The following is a 20,493-nucleotide window of genomic DNA, read 5'->3' on the forward strand; positions in this document are numbered from 1 at the left end:
AAAAAAAGATGAATGCGGGGGTATGAGCGGATGATAGTATTGGAGAAACGGCCACAGCCATCCAAGGCGTGGTCTTATGCCACCCCCTTGGTTGCTGTACTGGCAACGATGGTGTGCGGCGGTATCTTGTTCACCCTTTTGGGCAAGAACCCGATCGAGGCCATCGGCACCATTTTCTGGGAACCCTTGTTTGGTGAGTTTGCCTTTTATTATCGCCCGCAATTGCTGGTGAAAGGTGCGCCTTTGGTGTTGATCGCCATTGGCCTATCGCTGGGCTTTAAGGCTGGTATTTGGAACATCGGCGCCGAAGGGCAGTACATCATGGGCGCGATCTTTGGCGCCGGGGCCGGTCTGGCATTCTATCCATTGGATGCGTGGTACGTCTTTCCGATCATGGTGATCGCTGGCGCGTTTGGCGGTTGGCTCTGGGCGTCCATCCCGGCTTTTTTGAAGGTCCGGTTTGGCACCAATGAAATCCTCGTCTCGCTGATGCTGGTCTACGTGGCCGAACAGATGCTGGCCTCGGTGTCGCTGGGTTTGTTGAAGAACCCTGAAGGGTTCGGTTTTCCCGGCTCGCGCAATTTGCAAGCCTATGACAGCGCGCATAATGCCGAGCTGATCGCGGGTTCGGGCATGCATTGGGGGGTTGTAACCGCGCTGATTGCGGTGATCTTTTCCTATATCCTGCTGAACCGGCATATGCTGGGCTTTCACATTCGGCTGACAGGTGAGGCCCCGCGTGCGGCGAAATTCGCCGGTGTGAACCCGGCCCGCCTGATCCTGTTCTGTCTGGGCTTGTCCGGCGCGCTGGCCGGGCTGGCGGGCATGTTCGAAGTGTCCGGCCCTTCAGGCGTGGTCAGCATCGACTTCAACGTTGGCTATGGCTTTACAGCGATCATCGTGGCCTTTCTGGGCCGGTTGCACCCGGTGGGCATCTTGCTGGCCGGTGGCCTGATGGCACTGACCTATATCGGCGGTGAGATCGCGCAATCCCAATTGGGTCTGCCTGCCGCCGCCATTCAGGTGTTCCAGGGGATGCTGTTGTTCTTCCTGCTGGCCTTCGATCTTTTGACCAACTACCGCATTCGTGCGGCCCGTAGCGAGGTAGCGTGACCCATGGATCTTAGTGAGATTAATCCCGTACTTCTGGTAGCGTCCCTGATGGTGGCCGCGACGCCCCTGCTGCTGGCCGCAATCGGAGAGCTGGTAGTCGAAAAAGCAGGCGTTCTGAACCTCGGCGTTGAGGGCATGATGATCGTTGGCGCAATCAGCGGCTTTGCGATCTCGGTCGAGACCGGCTCGCCCTGGCTGGGTTTTATCGCCGCAGCCATTGGAGGTGCGGTGCTATCCCTGCTGTTTGTTTTGCTGACGCAAGTAGCATTGGCAAACCAGGTGGCCAGTGGTCTGGCGCTGACGTTGTTCGGCCTGGGCTTTAGTGCCCTTCTGGGTCAGGGCTATGTCGGGGTCAAACCACCCAGCATGGGGGAAATCCATATCCCTGTGATCAGCGACATCCCTGTCATTGGCCCGATCCTGTTTCAGCACGACCCGATCCTTTACCTGGGAATTGCCCTGACAGCCGCTGTCTGGGCCACGCTAAAATACACGCGCGTTGGTCTGATCCTGCGCGCCGTGGGCGAAAACCACGATGCCGCGCATGCGTTGGGCTATAAGGTCATCAAGATCCGCATCCTGGCGATCCTGTTTGGCGGGGCATGTGCAGGGTTGGGAGGGGCCTATATCAGCCTGATCCGTGTCCCCCAATGGACCGAAGGCATGACCGCCGGTGTTGGCTGGATTGCGCTGGCGCTGGTGGTCTTTGCCAGCTGGAAACCATGGCGTGCCTTGCTGGGTGCCTATTTGTTCGGCGGCATCACTGTTTTGCAGCTTAATTTGCAGGCGGCGGGCGTTGCCATTCCAGTCGAGTATCTGGCAATGTCGCCCTACATCATCACGATCCTTGTGCTTGTGATCCTTTCGGCCGACAAGAGCAGCGCACCTGCCTCATTGGGTCGGATATTCCACGCCTCGCACTAGAGGCCAACTAAATCAACTTGGGGAGTAACTACATGAAATTCACATCTCTTTTGACCAGCGCCGCCATGGCGCTGGGTCTGGCGACAACCGCCATGGCCGAAGACAAAACCAAAGTCGGCTTTGTCTATGTCGGCCCCGTGGGCGACGGCGGATGGACCTATGAGCACAACAAAGGCCGTCTGGCGGTCGAGGAAGAGTTCGGCGACAAAGTCGAGACCGTCTTTGTTGAATCGGTCCCCGAAGGTCCCGATGCAGAACGCGTGATGACCCAGATGGCGCTGGAAGGCGCGGATCTGATCTTTACCACTTCGTTCGGTTATATGGACCCGACTATCAACGTGGCCAAAAAATTCCCGAATGTGAAATTCGAGCACGCGACCGGATACAAGACCGCCGACAACGTCTCGGTCTATTCGGCCCGATTCTATGAAGGCCGCGCCGTTCAAGGGCATATCGCCGGTAAGATGACCAAGTCTAACACCATCGGTTACATCGGATCCTACCCGATCCCCGAAGTGATCCGCGGTATTAACTCGGCCTATGTCCACGCCAAAAAGGTAAACCCGGATGTCGAGTTCAAAATCATCTGGGCCTACACTTGGTTCGACCCCGCGAAAGAAGCCGACGCGGCCTCGGTTTTGATCGAACAGGGTGCAGACGTGATCCTGCAGCACACTGACTCGACCGCGCCGCAAGCAGCCGCGCAAGAGGCAGGCAACGTCATCACCTTTGGTCAGGCTTCGGACATGAGCGAATACGCACCCTTCCCGCGTGTTTCATCGATCATCGATGACTGGGCTCCTTACTACATCGCGCGCACCCAGGCCGTGATGGATGGCACCTGGGAAAGCGCCAACACATGGGACGGAATCCGCGAGGGCATGGTTGCCATTGGCGAGATATCGGACGCGGTTCCGGCCGACGTCAAGGAAGAAGCGCTGGCGCTGAAGGCGGCCATGGCAGCGGGTGAATACCACCCCTTCACCGGCCCGCTAAAAAAGCAAGACGGCAGCGACTGGTTGGGTGAAGGCGAAACAGCCGATGACGGCACGCTGGCGGGCATGAACTTCTATGTCGAAGGGCTGGAAGGTGAAATTCCGCAGTAAATCGGTTCAATCCGTAAGAACGAAAAGGCCCGCGAATTGCGGGCCTTTTTTGTATCTAAGGCAGCGGATCAGATGCCAGCCAAGTTACTCGGCTTCTGGCGTGTGCCCGTAATACTCATAGGTGCGTCGCAAGATTTCACCGTGTAATCTGATGATGTCAGCGCCATCCTGTTCAACACGAAACTGCCCGCTTGCATCCAAGCTGGCGATAGAGATTACGCCGGACATAAACTCCAGCCCTGCCTTGTTGATCGGGCACAGCATCATCGCCCCGTCCCCGGGTATTTCCCCATGCCCGCCGGCCTTCACATTTCCGGGGCCGGGAAGACCTCCGTAACCACCTGTCAGGCCTATACCCGAGATGGCCGGTGCGACAGTAACATTAACTCCGGCACTTGTTTTTGCCTGATACGTCATCACGTACGCCGCTTTGGCCTGCAGAGCGTTAAGATTCAAATGACGGAAATTGGGTGATGCAAGCTGCAGCGGATAATCCAACTGGGTATCGACAAATGCAATAGCACCTGCGACGCCTGCTTCGTCCAGCTCGTTTACGTATTCTGTAGCCACTTCACGTATGGCACGGTGCATCGACTCCTGTAACTTTGGGTCCGAAACAACCTGGTTCCATTGCGCAACTTGCGCGGTCGCGGCTGGTGGCAATGCTGCTCCGAGGACCGCAGCCCCTAAGGCCAGGCAAACGAGTTTTTCGACGATGTACATAGGTTGCTGCTCTCCCTTGGAATTCAGTTGCGCTACAGTGGTCTTGCTCCAAACTCGTTGGAACTATGAGGAATCCGCCTCGTTACGTAAATCCGGTTTCACATTAAATTTGGCGCAAGGACGCAGCGCCAGGCGGTAATCCTGGTTAGGCGCATGCCACTGTAGGATGTAGCCAGCATCCAAACAGGGAACGAAATTCCAACCGGCACGAGGAAAAGCTTGGCGGGACACGGCATGGTGCTGACGTGTCCCGCAGCCGTCGAAGTTTAGTGCCCGCTCAACACCAGTGTATTTACCGGCATCAGGATCAAACGCAGACGCAACCCAGCAGCGTGCACTACACCAATTGTGTCAACAACGTGCAGGAATGCCCCTTCCCAAAAGCCAAGATCTTCGTGTTCCAGCCGCTCGTGATTGTCGGTATAGACATTGGCCAGACAATTGCTGCCCGGTGGAATGTCATCGGCCATGCCTTTGTAGAGTGGTTCAAAATACACCAGAATCGAGCCCGGCTTGTTGTTGGTCTGAACATCGCGCAGCTCATCCGTAGGCCGTATCTGGCCGGACGGGATCACATCCTGCACCTGAACCACGACAACCGGAATCACGGTGAAGGGTTTTGTCATGCAGCCAAGCTCCCCAATCATGCCCGGCTTGATAACCTGGGCAGAGAGTTGGTTGAACGCCGCCTGAAACCGGTCGTGACCCGAAGAAGATGGAACCAGAATGCCCGCCGGACGTAGCAGCGGACTGACGTAATCGCCAACCTGCAAGCCGAACTGTTCGACCCGGCCTGTAACTCCGGCGCTGATTACGGTTTTGTCCAACTCAGTCAGCGCCGCATCAAGTTGAGCGTTGGCACTGGCCAGTTGCGCCGGGATCAGCTCTTCGATTTGCTGAACAACGGCGGCACGTTTTGCCTGCGCGGCTTTCAGCTGCGCCTCACGCTCAGCCACCAGATTTTCCAACCGGTCGATCTCGGCCAATCGTACCGCGCTCGAACCCTCATCGCGCAGGGTGGTGTTCCGCTCGAGGTCTTCCAGCGACTGATCCAGCGCTGCGCGAGCCCCGGCTATACCGGCCTCGGCCTCGGCCAGATCGGTTTCTGCCACTTTCAACGAGGCCTGAACCTGCGCGATGTCTGCATGCGCGGCCTCAACCATCGCCGTTTGGGTGAAATCCTCGATCCGGAAAATCGGCTGCCCGGCAACCACCTGCTGGTTGTTGGTCACGTAGACCTCGGACACACGCCCGCCCAGTTGCGGCAGGATCGTGACGGTGCGGAAATAGGACGCCGCCGTCTTACTGGCGGGGTGGAAGTAAAACAGGGTTGTGATCACAGTCAGCGCCAGAATTGCGCAGGTGGTCAGGCCCCAGCGCAGCTCGTACCACATGGTGAACAGGGTGATTTCGTGACCAATGCGTTTTCCCTGCACAAACCGGCGGAACAGATAGTCGGGCAGCACCGTCACCAACGCGCACATCAATGTCTCAAGCATATCTTACTGCTCCTGCTGGACGGTAGTTTCCGCGGGTTGAACCGGCAAAGGGTCTTCGGATCGCTCAGAGCCCAAAGATCGGATCGCATCGGCGATTGCCCGCAACGGAGCAGCAACATCGGGAAACTGGAACCCAGCCACCAGAACAGCCGCAACCCAGAACAGGCCGTTATGGGTAAACAGCGCCAGCAAGGCCAGTATTCCCACCAGTTGAAACTGCGGGTGGTTGGATTCATGCGCCAGCTTTTCGGGAATTGAATGGAGGGTGAAATACCCCACCCCGATCAAAACGATCACCAAAACGGTAAAAATGAACATGAAAGTTAAAAGAAAATCACTGCCGTCCGCCTGGGTCACGTAAGACGGAATATGCCCCGTGGCCATTGGGTGTAGGTCTGCGTTGCTCACCCTGCTCTCCTGTATCTGTGTGACCCTTGTTTGGATGGGTTGATGCGCAAATTCAAGCCTGCTTAAAGTTTCCAAAGGGATCAAAGGCGTATTGGCGACTATTTCGTCGCGTAGATGTCAAATTTCGAAAAGGGAATACATGATTGACTTTCTGATCATTGGCGGCGGGATTGCCGGGTTAAGTGCAGGTGCGCGCCTGTCCAACCATGGGCGTGTTACTGTGTTAGAGGCCGAGGATGCTCTGGGCTATCACACGTCCGGACGCTCGGCTGCGTTGTTCGAACAAAGCTATGGTCCAGCTTCGGTTGTCGAACTGAGCAAGGCCGGGGCCAGCTTTTTGCGCGATGAAAACGGTGGGTATCTGACGCCACGCGGCCTGATGCTGGTTGGCGGCAAGGATCAGGGGGAGGTTTTTGATCGCGATATTGTTGATCTGAACATGCAGGCTATCTCGGTTGATGACGCGCTGCGCCGGGTCCCGATCCTGAACCCCGATACCGTTGGCTACGCTGCCATCAGCAAGGGCGCTTTTGACATCGACACCGACAGGTTGTTACAGGATTTTGCGCGCATTATTCGCCGCAATGGCGGCGAGGTTCTGACCAAATGCAAGGTGAGCCGCATTCAAAAAGACGGGTCGTGGCGAGTTGAGGCCGGCCAGGTTTTTGAGGCGCGCAATCTGGTCAATGCCGCCGGGGCCTGGGTTGATCAGATCGCCGCCTTGGCCGGGATTACACCAATCGGCATAGTGCCCAAGCGCCGATCAATGGCGCGGCTACCCGCGCCGGGCGGGCATGATGTTCGGAATTGGCCCATGATGCTGGGCACGGGCGAGACGTGGTACGCCAAACCCGATGCGGGCAAGCTTCTGGTCTCACCATCCGAGGCCGATCCGGTCGCGCCACAGGACGCCTATGCTGACGATATGGTGCTGGCCGAAGGTCTGGCCCGGTACGAAAAGATGATGACCCAGCCCGTCACCCGGGTCGAGGCGAACTGGGCCGGGCTGCGCAGCTTTGCACCGGACGGAACCCTGGTGTTGGGGCCCGATCCGTCTGATCCGTCCTTCATTTGGTCCGCAGGTCAAGGCGGGTACGGGTTTCAGACCTGCCCGGCGGCCTCACAGCTTGTTGCCGATCTGGCGACGGGCACCCAGTCAATGCTGGATCCGGCGGTTATCGCAGCACTCAGCCCGGACAGGCTGCGCGGATGACCAAAAAACTCCTGCCCTCCAGCGCAAGTGTGGCAAATCAGGGCGAGGGCGATCGGCTGATCGCCCCCGCTGCAACACGCAACGCAGACGCGCTGTGCGAACTGTTGTGCCAATGGGCGCCCGACACCGGCAAAGCGCTGGAGCTTGCCAGCGGCACCGGGCAACATGTAAGCGCCTTCGCGCAGTGCCTGCCGAATGTGTTCTGGCAACCTACCGAGGTTGCAGCGGATCGGCGGCACAGTATTGATGCTTATGTCGCCGGACTGTCCAACGTCGCACCCGCTGTTGCGCTGAACGCCACTGAAAACGGGTGGCACCAACATCATGGCGGTCAGAATCTGATCGTCCTGATCAATCTGGTGCATCTGATCAGCTGGCAGGAAACCCAAACTCTGGTTAGTGAAGCGGCGCAGACCTTGCTGCCCGGCGGTCGGTTCATCCTGTATGGGCCGTTCAAACGTGGCGGGAAGCTGACCAGTGACGGTGACCAGAGGTTCAACGACGCGTTGATCCAGCAAGATCCGGCAATCGGCTACAAGGACGATACAGATATCGCGGGGCTGATGACCCGGCACGGCCTGACCATCCTTGAGACTGTCACCATGCCCGCCAACAATCTGGCTTTTGTCGCCGAAAAACCGCCCGGCTGAGCAAAAACGGGCGGCTTTGTCTGGCACCGCCCGTTTTCGTGACCTTAGCCGTCCTTGCGGATGACCTCGTTTTTAGGATCGTAGGGACTGTCGCAGGTGACGACCGCATCCCACAGCTTGTCCTGCAACTTGACCTTCAGCTTGGTGCCTTCGACCGCCAGATCGGGCGTTACATAGCCCATACCGATGGATTTCTCGAAAGCCACCGAATACCCGCCCGAGGTCAGACGCCCGACGCGCTCACCTTCCGGCGTGTACAGCACTTCGCGGCCCCAGGGATCGGCATCATCCGGTCCGTCGATCAGCAAGGTGCAACATTTCACGCGCACGCCGGTTTCGACCATTTTGTCCTTGCCGTGAAACTCTTTGTTCAAGTCCACAAAGCGTGGCAGGTCAGCCTCCAGCGGGTTCGCGTCACGGCCCAGTTCGGTGCCGAAGGCACGATAGGATTTCTCCTGACGCAGCCAGTTCTGGGCACGAGCACCGACCAGTTTCATGCCGTGCTTTTCGCCTGCCTTCTCCAGCAGATCGAACAGATAGTTCTGCATTTCCATCGGGTGGTGCAGCTCCCAGCCAAGCTCACCGGTATAAGCCACGCGGATGGCGTTGACGGGGCACATGCCCAGCTCAATCTGACGGGCAGACAGCCAGGGGAAGCGCTTGTTGGACAGTGCGGTGTCCGGATCGGCGTCTTTGATGACCTCTTTCAGAACGTCTCGCGATTTGGGGCCAGCGATGGCAAAGACGCCCCACTGGGTGGTCACATCCTGGATTTCGATATAGCCGAACTCGTCCATTTTGTCTTCAGCCGCCTTGCGCAGGAAGTCGGCGTCATACTCGGTCCAGGCACCGGCCGAGACGATGTAGTAGTTGTTCTCGCCGTTGCGGACGATGGTGTATTCAGTACGTGTGGTGCCATGCGACGTCAGCGCGTAGGTCAGATTGATGCGACCGATCTTGGGCAGTTTGTTGCAGGTGAACCAATCCAGGAACTGTGTCGCGCCAGGGCCTTTGACGACGTGCTTGGTGAACGCGGTCGCGTCGATCAGGCCGACGCCTTCACGGATCGCTTTGGCTTCGTCCACGGCATGCTGCCACCAGCCACCGCGACGGAAAGACCGCGCGTCGTGATCGAAGTTTTCCGGTGCATCCAGCGGGCCATAGTAATTAGGCCGTTCCCAGCCGTTGACCCAACCAAACTGAGCGCCGCGCGCCTTCTGACGGTCATAGGCCGGTGCAGTGCGCAATGGACGGGCTGCCGGGCGCTCTTCATCCGGGTGGTGCAGGATGTAGACGTGGTCATAACATTCTTCGTTCTTGCGCGCGGCAAATTCGGTGGTCATCCAGTTGCTGGAGTACCGTTTGGGATCCAGCGAGGCCATGTCAATCTCGGCTTCGCCATCAACCATCATCTGCGCCAGAAAGTGTCCGGTGCCGCCTGCAGCAGTGATGCCGAACGAGAACCCTTCGGCCAGCCACATGTTGCGCAGGCCTGGCGCGGGACCGACCAGCGGGTTGCCGTCGGGCGTATAGCAGATCGGGCCGTTGAAATCGTCTTTCAGACCACTTTCCTCACACGACGGAACCCGGTGGATCATCGCCATGTACTGTTCTTCGATCCGCTCTAGATCCAGCGGAAACAGGTCGGCGCGGAAACTGTCGGGCACGCCATGTTCAAAGCACGCTGGCGCGTTCTTTTCATAGACACCCAGAATCCAGCCGCCACGTTCTTCTCGGACATAGGACTGTGCGTCAGCGTCCCGGATAACCGGATGCTCATCCCCCCCATTCGCGCGATACTCGACCAGCGCCGGGTCTTTATCCATGACGATAAATTGATGCTCGACCGGAATGGCAGGCATTTTGATGCCCAGCATTTTGGCAGTGCGCTGCGCGTGGTTGCCCGACGCGGTCACCACATGTTCGGCGGTGATGACAACCTGCTCATCGCCGGGAACAAGGTTCCCGCCCTGCTCAACCATCTTGGTACAGGTGACTTCCCAATGAGTACCATTCCAGTGGAACGTATCGGCCTGCATCTTGCGCACGATCTCTGCGCCATGCTGGCGCGCGCCCTTGGCCATCGCCTGCGTTACATCCGCCGGGTTAATGTAGCCATCGGTGTTGTGATAGATCGCACCCTTCAAGTCTTCGGTGTTGATCAGCGGCCAGCGGGCCTTGATCTCATCCGGGGTCAGCCATTCGTACGGCACGCCACAGGTCTCAGCTGTTGAGGCGTAGAGCATGTATTCGTCCATACGCTCTTGCGTCTGGGCCATGCGCAGGTTGCCGACAACGGCGAAACCCGCGTTCAAGCCAGTTTCTTCCTCAAGCTGCTTGTAGAAATCGACCGAGTACTTGTGAATATGCGTCGTGGCATAAGACATGTTGAACAATGGCAGCAGGCCAGCCGCGTGCCAGGTTGAACCGGACGTCAACTCGTCCCGTTCGATCAGCATCACATCGTCCCAGCCCGCCTTGGCCAGATGATAGGCGATCGAGGTCCCGATGGCGCCGCCGCCAACGACCAGTGCTTTGACTTGGGTTTTCATAGCCGGGTGTCTCCCCTTGGAATCTGTTGCCACCATATGGCGCAATTGATTCCCTCGGCGCGACATTCATCCGACCAGTGATACTAAAAAAGCGACCCCCAATCTCTTGACGGTCACTTTTTAACTAGGCCACGGGCGGAATTACCCGCCGGTCAAGGTACACTTCTTGAACGCCGCTTTGGTGGAACATTTGCTGGACAGACCAGAGCCGCCTTTGTTGACGCGCACTGGGGTAGCTTCGGCGCTGTCACCCTTCTGGAACATGGACTTCAGCCCGCCCAAAAAGCTGCCCGACCCCGCCTGTGCACCCCCTGCCTGAGTGCCGTCTTCGGCTTGCTCACCGCTGAATGAGGCAACGAGACGTCCCAGAACGTTTTTGCCGTCAGCATCCGCCTTTTGGGTTTCCTCCAACAACAGGTCACTCAGCCCCTTGCGGTAACCGACCTGAACAAGGTCATCTGCAGATTGGATGTTGTTGGCCGTCAGATCAAACGTATCACCGGGCAAGCCGTATTGCGCGGCCAACGAGTTGGCCACCAGCGCCAGCCCGTCGATATTGTCCAGCCGCATCCGGGCCAGTTCTGCCCGCAGCTTAACGAACTCTCCCCGAAGCGCAGCCATGTTTATGGCCAGCTCGGCCTCGCTTTCGGGATCGGATGCTGCATCATTGGCAACACCCGGCACAGGTTTGTCCAGCAGTCCATTCATCGCTTCATGGTCTATCTGAGACAGGAAGGCGTAAACGTCAGGCGCGGGTGCATCCGAATAGAGCTGCACCCGAATCTCCTGCCCTAGCCCAAGTGTCCCCTTGTAGATGCTGAACCCTGCCGGTGCGTCCAGATTCGAAACAGTTGCCGTGATCATCGCCCAAAAAGCCCGATCATCAACAGTGATCACGCTGTATTCATTCTGCGCAAACTGGAAATAGGCGACACCGCCGATAACGCCAAAGGGGGCGTAATCCCGACCGCCGAAATCCATCGCGGCCACGGATTGGGCAATACTGCCAACCAGCGAGTTAGATCTGGCGTCTTTCTTGAGCTGCACCTGAAGCCAAAGGGTGTATTCGCCCTTTTCATAGACCCAGCTGATCTGATCCATTTTTTTGGCTAGCGTCTCGACCTTTTGCACTGCGACATTGCTGGCCAGGGGCCGCGCGGCCGCGCTGACGGTGGCTAGATGCGGTCCTTCGCGGGCATTAAGCGTGAACTCACGATCGACAATCGCCCGACGCACCCAGCCGCCGCCAGTTTCAGGCATGTAGGGCTTGCCACCGGCATGCCAGCGCTTCTTTCGTTCACGCTCAAGCTGTTCGGCATCCAATTCTTCGTTATACGCAGCAAAACGCGCCTTGAACGTACCGATGTACGCGCTGACGGACAGGGTGCCCTCGTGCCTTTTGTCCTGCTGATAATAGTCCAGCCCGGCTATGACCAAAACAATAACGACGGCAAAGCCAATGAACCTTAGTGCGTTCATTAGAAACCTCAAATTCTAACACTGCTCTTTTGCGAAACAGATAGTGGTAAATTGAGGCACTGTTATGGCTTTGATGTAGAAAACCGATGTCAGATCAGGGCTCGGAGCCCGGCAAAATCTTGCCCGGGTTCATAATATTATCCGGATCCAGAGCCTGCTTGATTGCAGCCATAAAATGAACTGCGGATCCAAGCTCTTTAACCAGATAAGGCCGCTTGCCCTGGCCTATCCCGTGCTCACCTGTGCAGGTTCCATCCATCGAAATGGCCAGATCATTCAGCCATCCGACAAAACCATCCGCCTTGGTCACCTCGTCCGGGTTATCCATGTCGATCAACAACAGGGTATGGAAATTCCCATCACCAACATGTCCGACAATCGGTGCCAGCAGGCCAAGGTCTTCGGCCTTTTCCCGCGTTGCGGTAACGCACTCAGCCAGCCGCGAGATCGGGACACAAACATCTGTGGAAATGCCGCGCGCACCGGGGCGCAGTTGCAGACTGGCCCAATACATGTCGTGTCGGGCCTGCCACAGTTTGTTACGCTCTTCCGTGGTTGAAGTGGCCGCAAAGTCAGTACCGCCGAACTCTTCGGCGATCTGACCAAATGTCTCGGCCTGTTCGGCTGCACCCGCGTCAGAGCCATGGAATTCCAGCAGCAACAGCGGTGTTTCCGGCAAGCTGAGTCCGGAATAGGCATTGGCAGCCTTGACTGACATTTCGTCCAGCAACTCGATCCGGGCGACGGGGACGCCATACTGAATGGTCATCATCACCGCCTGACAGGCCGCATCGACCGTCGAGAATGAGCAACGGGCCGAGGTGATCGCCTCGGGGATTCCCTGCAGGCGCAAGGTGATTTCCGTGATAATGCCCAGCGTCCCTTCGGCACCAATCAGCAGGCGGGCCAGGTCATACCCGGCTGAGGATTTTTTGGCCCGATGGCCCGTGCGGATGATCTGCCCGTCCGGCATCACGGCCTCAAGGCTGAGGACGTTGTCCTTCATGGTGCCATAGCGCACGGCGTTGGTACCCGAGGCACGGGTTGCCGCCATGCCCCCCAGTGACGCATTCGCCCCCGGATCAATCGGAAAAAACAGGCCTTGATCGCGCAGATACGTGTTCAGATCCTCGCGCGTCACACCGGGTTGCACGACGCAATCCAGATCGCTGGCGTGAACGGCCAGAACCTTGTTCATTTGCATCATATCGACCGAGATACCACCAGCCGGCGCATTCACATGGCCCTCAAGCGAGGTGCCAGTGCCAAATGCAATGACCGGCACCTTATGCTGGGCACATGTCTGGACGATCTCGGAAACTTCTTCGGTCGAATGGGGATAAACCACCGCATCCGGGGACTGGTTTTCAATCCAAGTTGTCGTGTGACCATGCTGTTCGCGGATCGCCTGCCCGGTTTGCAGACGGTCCCCGAACTTTTGCTGTAGAATGCCGACAGCCGTTTCAATTCCGACCTCGTTTCGCGGCAACGCGGCTGCCTGCACCATGTGGTTTCTCCCTTATTCGCCCAGCGCAATACCTTCGCGCCGAGGATCGGCACCACCTACCAGCACGTCGCCGATTTCAATCGCATGCAATCCCGAGGTCAGGTCGCGAGGATTAACTTCGAACCCCTGTTCGATCAGCGCATCCGCGAACCCTTCGGCCGCAGTGCCCTGTTCGACATCATAGGTTCCAAAGCGGTTGACCATATGCGGTAGGGACAGCGCCTGTTGCACATCCATATCCCAATCCGCCCAGGCGATGATCGACTTGGCCACATAGCCGATGATCCGGCTACCGCCGGGTGACCCGATAGCCAGAACAGGCGCACCGTCCTGCATCACAATTGTCGGGCTCATGGACGAGCGCGGGCGTTTGCCGGGCTCAAGCCGGTTGGCAATCGGCACGCCGTCACTGTGGGTTTTGAACGAGAAATCGGTCAGCTCATTGTTCAGCAGGAACCCGTTGGTCATCAACCGCGACCCGAACCCGTTTTCGATCGTCGTGGTCATCGACAATACGTTGCCATACTGGTCCACGATCGAGATATGCGAGGTCGAGGGCAGCTCAATCGACATATCATCAGCCCAGTTCGATGCGTGATCAAATTCAGGATTTCCCGGTCCGACTTCGGTCAGTGCGCCCTCTCCGCCAAGTAGTTCACCCCGTTGGGACAGATAACCCGGGTCGACCAGACCCTGCGTGGGCATGGGGACAAAGTCGTGATCGGCCATGTACCGACCACGATCCGCAAAGGCCAAACGCGAGGCGTCGCCGATCAGACGCCAGGTATTGGCGTCCTCGGGACCCATGGCGGCCAGATCATAGCCTTCCAGCATGCCCAGAATCTGCCCGACTGTCAGGGCTCCGGATGACGGCGGGCCCATGCCGCAAACCTCGTAGCTGCGATAGGCGGCGCAAACCGGTTCACGCTCGATCACCTGATAAAGTGCCAGATCGACGCCCGACAACACACCCGGGTTTCCCGGCGCGTTTCGCACCGTGCTGACAATCCCCGCGGCAATTTCGCCGCCATAAAACCCTGCGGCCCCGTCACTGGCCAGAACCCGCAAAGTGTCACCATAGGCCGGGTTCGTCAGGCGCTGCCCTTGCTGCAAAGGCGCGCCGTCGGGTAGAAAGTACTCGGCAGTCACCGGAAAGCGCGACAGTCGTTCGGCGTCTGCCTCAACTAGGCCAGCCAACCGGGGCGAGACCAGAAACCCGTTGTCAGCCAGGGTGATACCATCCTGAAACAGGCCTGGCCACGGGCTACGACCCCAGCGCCGGTGTGCCTCTCCCAGCAGCGCTGGCGTGCCGGGCGTGCCAACGGACAAGCCACCAACAACCGCATCAAAGAACTTGAGCGGCTCGCCGTTATCGTCGTGAAACAACCTGTGCGTGGCCTCTAACGGCGCGGTCTCGCGCCCGTCCAGCGTGGTCAGCTGACCGGTGGCCGCATCATACCAGACCAGAAACGCACCACCACCAAGACCCGAGGATTGTGGCTCGACCAGACCCAGAACCACTTGCACGGCAACCATCGCGTCAGCGGCCGAGCCGCCTGCCCGCAACACCTTGGCCCCGGCCTCAACGGCGAGGGGATTCGCCGCCGCGACCATCCAGTTCTGTGAGGTCACCGGTTCGCCAGCCAGTTTGGCCTCAAGCGCTGCGATGACCTCGTCGGTCAGGCCCTGAACCTGGCCCTCAGAGGCCCCTTCGGGCGCGACGGCATCTGCGGTCTCTTGCGCAAAAGCCGGGCCGGCAAACGCAAACGCCGTCAAAAACAATCCTGAAATCAGACTTCGTCTCATAGTATCCTCCTGAAAAATCGAAATTTGCCGCCTTGGCCTAATCCGAACGCCTTACAGCATGGATGGTACGACCTGATCCGGCGGGCGGTGGCCATCTTCGAACGTTTTGATATTGACGATAACTTTTTCACCCATCTCGATCCGCCCTTCCAAAGTGGCCGATCCCATATGCGGCAGCAAGACGACATTCGGCAGCTGCCGAAGGCGCGGATTGACATCCGTGCCGTGTTCATAAACATCCAATCCAGCGCCCGCGATGTCACCCGAGCGAATTTGACGCGTCAGGGCGTTTTCGTCGATCACTTCTCCACGGGACGTGTTTACGACAACGGCCGTGGGCTTCAGCAGCTTCAGCCGCCGCGCATTCATCAGATGAAAGGTCGATGGTGTCGACGGACAATGAACAGAGATCACGTCCATTCGCGCCACCATCTGGTCCAGACTTTCCCAGTAAGTTGCCTCAAGCTCTTGTTCGATCTCTGGACGCAGGCGGCGGCGGTTGTGATAATGGACTTGCATCCCAAAAGCGCTGGCGCGACGAGCGACGGCCTGACCGATCCGGCCCATCCCCAGCACCCCAAGGCGGCGACCACCGATCCGTCCCCCAAGCAAGGCGTTCGGAGACCAGCCGGTCCAGTCGCCTTTTTGCATGACGGACAACCCCTCGGGTATCCGGCGGGTTACGGCCAGTATAAGCGCCATGGTCATGTCAGCGGTATCGTCGGTCAAGACGCCCGGCGTGTTTGATACCAAAATACCGCGCTGACGCGCCGTTGCGACGTCGATGTTATCGACCCCTGCCCCGTAATTCGCGATCAGACGCAGGTTTTCACCCGCCTGTCCCAGCAGCCCACCATCGATCGAATCCGTCACGGTTGGCACCAGAACATCGGCCGTTTGCACCGCCGTCACAAGTTCTTCGCGCGTCATGGGCGTATCCGAGTCGCGCAGCTGCACATCGAACAATTCGCTCAACCGGGTTTCAACCGCCTCGGGCAACCGTCGCGTTACGACAACACTCAGACGTTCTCTTGTCACCTTGGCACTCCCATCGCTTTGCAAACATTCGCGCGCCATGGCATCGTGGCGCAGGATAAGGCGGGGCACAAGAACCCCAAAGCTATTGAGACGACCTTTTTTCGCAGCAAGATAAACAAGTACAAGAGCAGACAGGCAGTGAGTGGTTCTCGACCGGTGAAGCGCCGTTTTTTGGCGATAGTGTCCGTATTTCTGATCGCAGCTGGCGCGTTGCCCGCCAGCGCGCAGGACAAGCGCGGCCCTGTGACAAACCTTCCACTGCCGCGCTATGTGTCGATGAAGGCCGCAGAAGGTAACGTGCGCCGCGGCCCATCGTTGACCCATCGAATCGACTGGGTTTTCAAACGGCGCGGCATGCCGCTGCAGATCACAGCTGAATATGGCAATTGGCGCAAGGTGCAGGATCGCGACGGTGCCGGGGGCTGGGTCCATTACGCGCTGCTGTCCGGTGTGCGCACTGTACTGATTGAAGCCGAGATGCTGCCAGTCTACATCAACCCTGATCCCAACACGCAGGTCAGCGCGCAATTCGAATCCGGTGTCGTTGCGCGACTGGGGAGCTGCAGCATTGACTGGTGCTATGTTTCAGCGGGCGGTTATCGCGGCTGGACGCTCAAATCGAACCTCTGGGGGGTCGATCCGTCCGAAGTCCGCGAGTGATCCAGAGGCCCTGGCCTGCGGTCACGACGTACGGTCAATGAAATCACAGGTCAGACTCACCAAATCCGCGCCGACATCCTCTTGCAGGAAATGTCCGGCTTTCGGCAGCACGACATGAGGCTGACCTGCTGCGCCTGGGCACAACTTTTGGAAAACTGTATCAACGCCGGCCATAATCTGATCGTCGGCCCCAAAGGCGGTCAATACCGGGGTCTGCAATTCCTGGATCACCTTCCAGGCCTTACGGTTTGGCGCGGTGGCTGGATCATCGGGTGAAGCAGGCACAAGCATCGGGAACTGCCGCGCCCCAGCTTTGTAGCTTTCGTCGGGAAATGGGGCATCATAGGCCGCGATGACCTCGTCTGACAGGTGTGAAACAGTACCCCCCTTCAAAATCCCCCCGGCGGGAAACACCGGCACGTCCTGACTGAACCTGCGCCAATTCTCAAAGGCAATGCCCATTGGCTGATCGCCTGTTGGCAACGCGGTGTTGGCCACAACAATGCGCGCGAATCTGTCCGGCATCTCAGCCCAAAGCCGCAACCCGATCAATCCACCCCAATCCTGACAGACCAGCGTAATGTTGCGCAGATTGACGGCGCGCAGCCAGTCCCCCATCCACATGACATGGCGTGCATAAGTGTAATCGTTGCGCTGCGAAGGTTTGTCCGAGCGACCGAACCCAACCAAGTCCGGAGCAACAGCGCGGTGTCCCTTGGACACAAAACCATTAATCATATGGCGGTAGAGGTATGACCAGCTTGGTTCACCATGCATCATCAGCACCGGCGCAGCCTCACGCGGCCCCTCGTCCACGTGGTGAACACGCAGCTTGCCGCCTTCGGTATCGTCTACATCCGTGTAATTTGGAGCAAAACTGTAATCCGCGAGGCCTTGAAACCGTTCATCTGGGGTGCGCAGGGTTTTCATATCTCACCTGTGTTTTTGATCACGATAGCTTTGGGTCGCCACGACCCTGCAGCTTGTATGGTTCCATGAAACAGCCCAACACCGCCGGTCGCAAGCCTCAGTTCAGGGGCGCCGGTTAACATTTCGTTTGGTCAGCGATGCGAAAACCTGCAATCAAGGCCCAGTCGATCGGGCCGCAAACTCTGGCAACTAAAGAGGTGTATTCGCACCCTTGCACGTCCCGAAAAATAATTTTCGCGGCATGTTCATTTTTTGTCGGAAAGGTCTTGAACCCTCCAATCAACAATCGTAGATAGCGCCTCACCGTTGGGGTGTAGCCAAGTGGTAAGGCAGCAGTTTTTGGTACTGTGTATCGTAGGTTCGAATCCTACCACCCCAGCCACTCACACGCAGAAAAACGTACTTCCCTGTTCTTGGCAGAATTTCCCCGGTGTTTACCGCGGGTTAGCCCGTGCGCATTCCTGGAGAGACTTAATCTTTAGCAATAAAACCCGCGATTTCCCTGTTTGTCTCTGTCGGCGGAATTTGCCGAGCCAGTTTTCCCTGTTTTGCGGGAAATAACAGGGAAGTTTTCTCGAAAACCTTATTCAGATCGATTTTAGAGTTTGGTAGCGCCCTGTATATAAAGGGTAATTTCGTAATTTCCCGGCTCGCAATATCAGGGAAAATTTGAACGCCTATCAGGGAATTAACAGGGAATGGATTTGGGCTTACAGGGAATTTGAGGATTGCTCTGCCAGCAGCAGCCTCTCCTGCGCCTCCCAGCCCAAAGGGATTTTGGTTCGGATCAGCGAGAGAATGGACCAGTGATCGGGATGGTTACCGCACGCGATTGCGCTTTGTATCTTGGGCGACAGGCTGGCGAGTTTTATACGTTTTCGGATGTAGTCGGGATCGACATCTGCATGGATTGCAACATCGGCGAGCGGCTTTCCTTCCTTGAGAAGAGCGACCCAGTGATGGGCATCGGCCAGGCATTTGACGAGCACCGGATTCGGCTCAGGCTTCATATCGCCAATCAGTATCTTCTGTTCAACCCCACGCCGACGCAGCCGGAGAGTTACTCGCAACGTCAGGTGATCCCGCTCGATCCTGTTAAGGTCGACGGTCAAGAAGTCTGCGGTTTTGTCCGGATCGAGTGCGATTGAGATATTCTCCCGCGCCAGATCAACACGAGTGACAAGATCTGCGGCGGCAGCGACGGTGATAGCTTTTTGGTCGATCATATCTTTGATGCGTGCTGCGAGAACCTGCATCTCGGAGACATCAGCGTCTTTCAGAAGCGCCAGGTGCCAGGCACTGTCGTTGAGCGCTGCTTTGATCGCATCCGTAAGCGTGGCCTCAAGCGTCGACACCGGAAGGCGCCATCCGGTCGGGTCTTTGCCCCGGATCAACCGATTGGAAATGTAGTATCGTAACACACGACCGTTCTTACTGGTTTGGCTTGGGGTGAGATGATCGCCGGTCTCGTCAAAGAGCTTGCCTTTAAACATGGCACCATTCGAGGTGCCGGCATGCGCGCCTCGCGCCTTGACGGCACGCGCCTGAAGGGTCGCCTGTACCTCATCCCAAACCGACTGCTCGATGATGGCCTCGTGCTTTCCCGGATAGGTTTTGCTTTTGTGCTTGATCCGACCGATGTAGATCGGATTGGTGAGGATGTGATGGATCTGCCCTTTTGACATGATGGTACCGCCGAGCTTCCTGCCGGAGCTGTAACTGCGCCGTTTGGACCGAATGCCCTGACGTTCTGCGGCGGCGCAGACCTTCGGGAGCGATCCCAGCTCGACACAAAACTGATAGAGGCGTCGGACATCTTCGGCTTCCGCGGGATTGATGACCAGACCACGGATCGTTTTGTCGGGATGCGGATCATAGCCCAGAGGAACAGTACCACCCATCCAGAGCCCCTTTGCCTTGGAGGCCGCGATCTTGTCCCGAATACGCTCCGCCGTGACCTCGCGCTCGAACTGGGCAAAGCTTAGCAGCATGTTGAGCGTGAGCCGTCCCATGCTGGTGGCGGTGTTGAAGGACTGCGTGACAGAGACAAAAGAGGCATCAGCCGCGTCCAGCCGATCAACGATTTTTGCGAAATCAGCCAGCGACCTGGTAAGCCGGTCGATCTTGTAGAAAATGATCCTGTTGACACGCCCGGCGTCGATGTCTGCCAGCAGTGCCCTCAGACCCGGGCGATCCATCGTTCCGCCGGAAATCCCCCCGTCATCGTACCGTTGTCGGACAAGCTTCCAGTCTTCATGGCGCTGGCTGGTGATGAAGGCTGCGCAGGCCTCATATTGCGCGTCGAGAGAATTGAAGTCCTGTTCCAGACCCTCCTCGGACGACTTACGGGTGTAGATGGCACATCGGATTTTGGGGCTAGCCATTGGCGCGTTCCTTCAGTCCGAAAAACCTAGGCCCTGACCAATGCGCGCCGGTGATGGCTTTGGCGATTGCCGAGAGCGACCGGTAGGTCTGACCTTTCCAGCTAAACCCTTCCTCGAGCACATCAACGCGGTGCGTCACGCCATTCCACTCCCTGACAATCTGACTTCCCGGCTGCATCGCGGGTGCTCTTTGGTCCCGCTGGTGTGACGTGGCGGCTTTGAGCGCCGATTGCGTTTGACGATTCAGACCACCTAGTTGCCGGGTCTGGAGTTCAAATGCCAGGATCGGTTTGGCGATCGTCAGGCTGAGGTGCCGTGGAAAAGGTGTTCTGAAACAGCTTCGCCACAGGGCAGTACATTGCTCTCTGGTGAGAGCTTCAAGATCCTCGGCCGATCTTGGGTTTTTGCTTGGACATTGTGTACTGGTCATGTCGTCTCCGTATGATTTAGCTTCTACCGAGACGAGCCTGAAGGTGTTCAGGATAAGAAAGTCTATAACAT

The 20,493-nt window shown here is 57.8% G+C and carries 17 protein-coding genes and 1 tRNA gene; 7 read left to right on the plus strand and 11 right to left on the minus strand.

Features of this window, described 5'->3' with window-relative positions; all coding sequences use genetic code 11:
• Positions 1 to 30: 30 nt before the first annotated feature.
• From SJY13_RS09555 to SJY13_RS09565, 3 genes are read left to right on the plus strand one after another with little or no spacing between them, the layout of a single operon-like run.
• The gene (locus tag SJY13_RS09555) at positions 31 to 1,113 is read left to right on the plus strand and encodes an ABC transporter permease (protein ID WP_085821603.1); all 1,083 of its coding nucleotides are present in this window, start codon (positions 31 to 33) and stop codon (positions 1,111 to 1,113) included.
• Between the two features lie 3 nt (positions 1,114 to 1,116).
• A complete protein-coding gene (locus SJY13_RS09560; protein ID WP_085821447.1) occupies positions 1,117 to 2,037 on the plus strand; it encodes an ABC transporter permease in 921 nt (306 codons plus the stop codon).
• Between the two features lie 32 nt (positions 2,038 to 2,069).
• The gene (locus SJY13_RS09565; protein WP_085821448.1) at positions 2,070 to 3,143 is read left to right on the plus strand and encodes a BMP family ABC transporter substrate-binding protein; all 1,074 of its coding nucleotides are present in this window, start codon (positions 2,070 to 2,072) and stop codon (positions 3,141 to 3,143) included.
• An 84-nt stretch (positions 3,144 to 3,227) separates the two neighbouring features.
• On the opposite strand, the gene SJY13_RS09570 is transcribed toward SJY13_RS09565, so the two are convergent.
• The 3 genes from SJY13_RS09570 to SJY13_RS09580 all read right to left on the minus strand — a co-directional run bounded on the left by SJY13_RS09570 (position 3,228) and on the right by SJY13_RS09580 (position 5,773).
• Positions 3,228 to 3,734 carry a hypothetical protein gene (locus SJY13_RS09570; RefSeq protein ID WP_377190427.1) on the minus strand — a complete coding sequence of 169 codons (507 nt, stop codon included), beginning with the start codon at positions 3,732 to 3,734 and terminating at the stop codon, positions 3,228 to 3,230.
• Positions 3,735 to 4,132: 398 nt separating this feature from the next.
• The gene (locus tag SJY13_RS09575) at positions 4,133 to 5,365 is read right to left on the minus strand and encodes an HlyD family secretion protein (protein WP_085821450.1); all 1,233 of its coding nucleotides are present in this window, start codon (positions 5,363 to 5,365) and stop codon (positions 4,133 to 4,135) included.
• A 3-nt stretch (positions 5,366 to 5,368) separates the two neighbouring features.
• Positions 5,369 to 5,773: a hypothetical protein gene (locus SJY13_RS09580; protein WP_377190429.1), complete on the minus strand. Its 405-nt coding sequence runs from the start codon at positions 5,771 to 5,773 to the stop codon at positions 5,369 to 5,371.
• Positions 5,774 to 5,912: 139 nt separating this feature from the next.
• Here SJY13_RS09580 and SJY13_RS09585 point away from each other — a divergent pair, with 139 nt between their 5' ends.
• Both SJY13_RS09585 and SJY13_RS09590 read left to right on the plus strand, forming a co-directional pair.
• Positions 5,913 to 6,986 carry an NAD(P)/FAD-dependent oxidoreductase gene (locus tag SJY13_RS09585; RefSeq protein WP_377190431.1) on the plus strand — a complete coding sequence of 358 codons (1,074 nt, stop codon included), beginning with the start codon at positions 5,913 to 5,915 and terminating at the stop codon, positions 6,984 to 6,986.
• Entirely contained in the window at positions 6,983 to 7,636 is a 654-nt protein-coding gene (locus SJY13_RS09590) for a DUF938 domain-containing protein (RefSeq protein ID WP_377190433.1), read from the plus strand. The genes SJY13_RS09585 and SJY13_RS09590 overlap by 4 nt, the downstream gene beginning before the upstream one ends.
• Positions 7,637 to 7,680: 44 nt before the next feature.
• Here the strand turns inward: SJY13_RS09590 and SJY13_RS09595 are convergent, their stop codons facing one another.
• The 5 genes from SJY13_RS09595 to SJY13_RS09615 all read right to left on the minus strand — a co-directional run bounded on the left by SJY13_RS09595 (position 7,681) and on the right by SJY13_RS09615 (position 16,018).
• The gene (locus tag SJY13_RS09595; RefSeq protein WP_377190435.1) at positions 7,681 to 10,188 is read right to left on the minus strand and encodes a GcvT family protein; all 2,508 of its coding nucleotides are present in this window, start codon (positions 10,186 to 10,188) and stop codon (positions 7,681 to 7,683) included.
• A 141-nt stretch (positions 10,189 to 10,329) separates the two neighbouring features.
• The gene (locus SJY13_RS09600) at positions 10,330 to 11,667 is read right to left on the minus strand and encodes a hypothetical protein (protein ID WP_377190437.1); all 1,338 of its coding nucleotides are present in this window, start codon (positions 11,665 to 11,667) and stop codon (positions 10,330 to 10,332) included.
• A gap of 94 nt (positions 11,668 to 11,761) precedes the next feature.
• On the minus strand, positions 11,762 to 13,174 hold the full coding sequence (locus SJY13_RS09605) for an FAD-binding oxidoreductase (protein ID WP_377190439.1): 1,413 nt from the start codon (positions 13,172 to 13,174) through the stop codon (positions 11,762 to 11,764).
• Positions 13,175 to 13,186: 12 nt separating this feature from the next.
• Complete coding sequence (gene ggt / locus SJY13_RS09610) at positions 13,187 to 14,980, minus strand: gamma-glutamyltransferase (protein WP_377190441.1); 1,794 nt, start codon at positions 14,978 to 14,980, stop codon at positions 13,187 to 13,189.
• Between the two features lie 51 nt (positions 14,981 to 15,031).
• The gene (locus SJY13_RS09615; RefSeq protein WP_085821604.1) at positions 15,032 to 16,018 is read right to left on the minus strand and encodes a 2-hydroxyacid dehydrogenase; all 987 of its coding nucleotides are present in this window, start codon (positions 16,016 to 16,018) and stop codon (positions 15,032 to 15,034) included.
• A gap of 156 nt (positions 16,019 to 16,174) precedes the next feature.
• On the opposite strand from SJY13_RS09615, the gene SJY13_RS09620 reads away from it, so the two are divergent.
• The gene (locus tag SJY13_RS09620; protein WP_085821458.1) at positions 16,175 to 16,678 is read left to right on the plus strand and encodes an SH3 domain-containing protein; all 504 of its coding nucleotides are present in this window, start codon (positions 16,175 to 16,177) and stop codon (positions 16,676 to 16,678) included.
• A 21-nt stretch (positions 16,679 to 16,699) separates the two neighbouring features.
• On the opposite strand, the gene SJY13_RS09625 is transcribed toward SJY13_RS09620, so the two are convergent.
• The gene (locus SJY13_RS09625) at positions 16,700 to 17,608 is read right to left on the minus strand and encodes a haloalkane dehalogenase (RefSeq protein ID WP_377190444.1); all 909 of its coding nucleotides are present in this window, start codon (positions 17,606 to 17,608) and stop codon (positions 16,700 to 16,702) included.
• Between the two features lie 307 nt (positions 17,609 to 17,915).
• On the opposite strand from SJY13_RS09625, the gene SJY13_RS09630 reads away from it, so the two are divergent.
• Positions 17,916 to 17,990: transfer RNA gene (locus SJY13_RS09630), tRNA-Gln, on the plus strand.
• A 328-nt stretch (positions 17,991 to 18,318) separates the two neighbouring features.
• Here the strand turns inward: SJY13_RS09630 and SJY13_RS09635 are convergent.
• Both SJY13_RS09635 and SJY13_RS09640 read right to left on the minus strand, forming a co-directional pair.
• The gene (locus SJY13_RS09635; RefSeq protein ID WP_377190446.1) at positions 18,319 to 19,992 is read right to left on the minus strand and encodes a recombinase family protein; all 1,674 of its coding nucleotides are present in this window, start codon (positions 19,990 to 19,992) and stop codon (positions 18,319 to 18,321) included.
• Complete coding sequence (locus SJY13_RS09640) at positions 19,985 to 20,422, minus strand: DUF2924 domain-containing protein (protein WP_377190448.1); 438 nt, start codon at positions 20,420 to 20,422, stop codon at positions 19,985 to 19,987. The genes SJY13_RS09635 and SJY13_RS09640 overlap by 8 nt, the downstream gene beginning before the upstream one ends.
• Positions 20,423 to 20,493 lie beyond the last annotated feature (71 nt).

It is taken from the genome of Ruegeria meonggei, from assembly GCF_042768335.1.
GTDB lineage: Bacteria > Pseudomonadota > Alphaproteobacteria > Rhodobacterales > Rhodobacteraceae > Ruegeria > Ruegeria meonggei.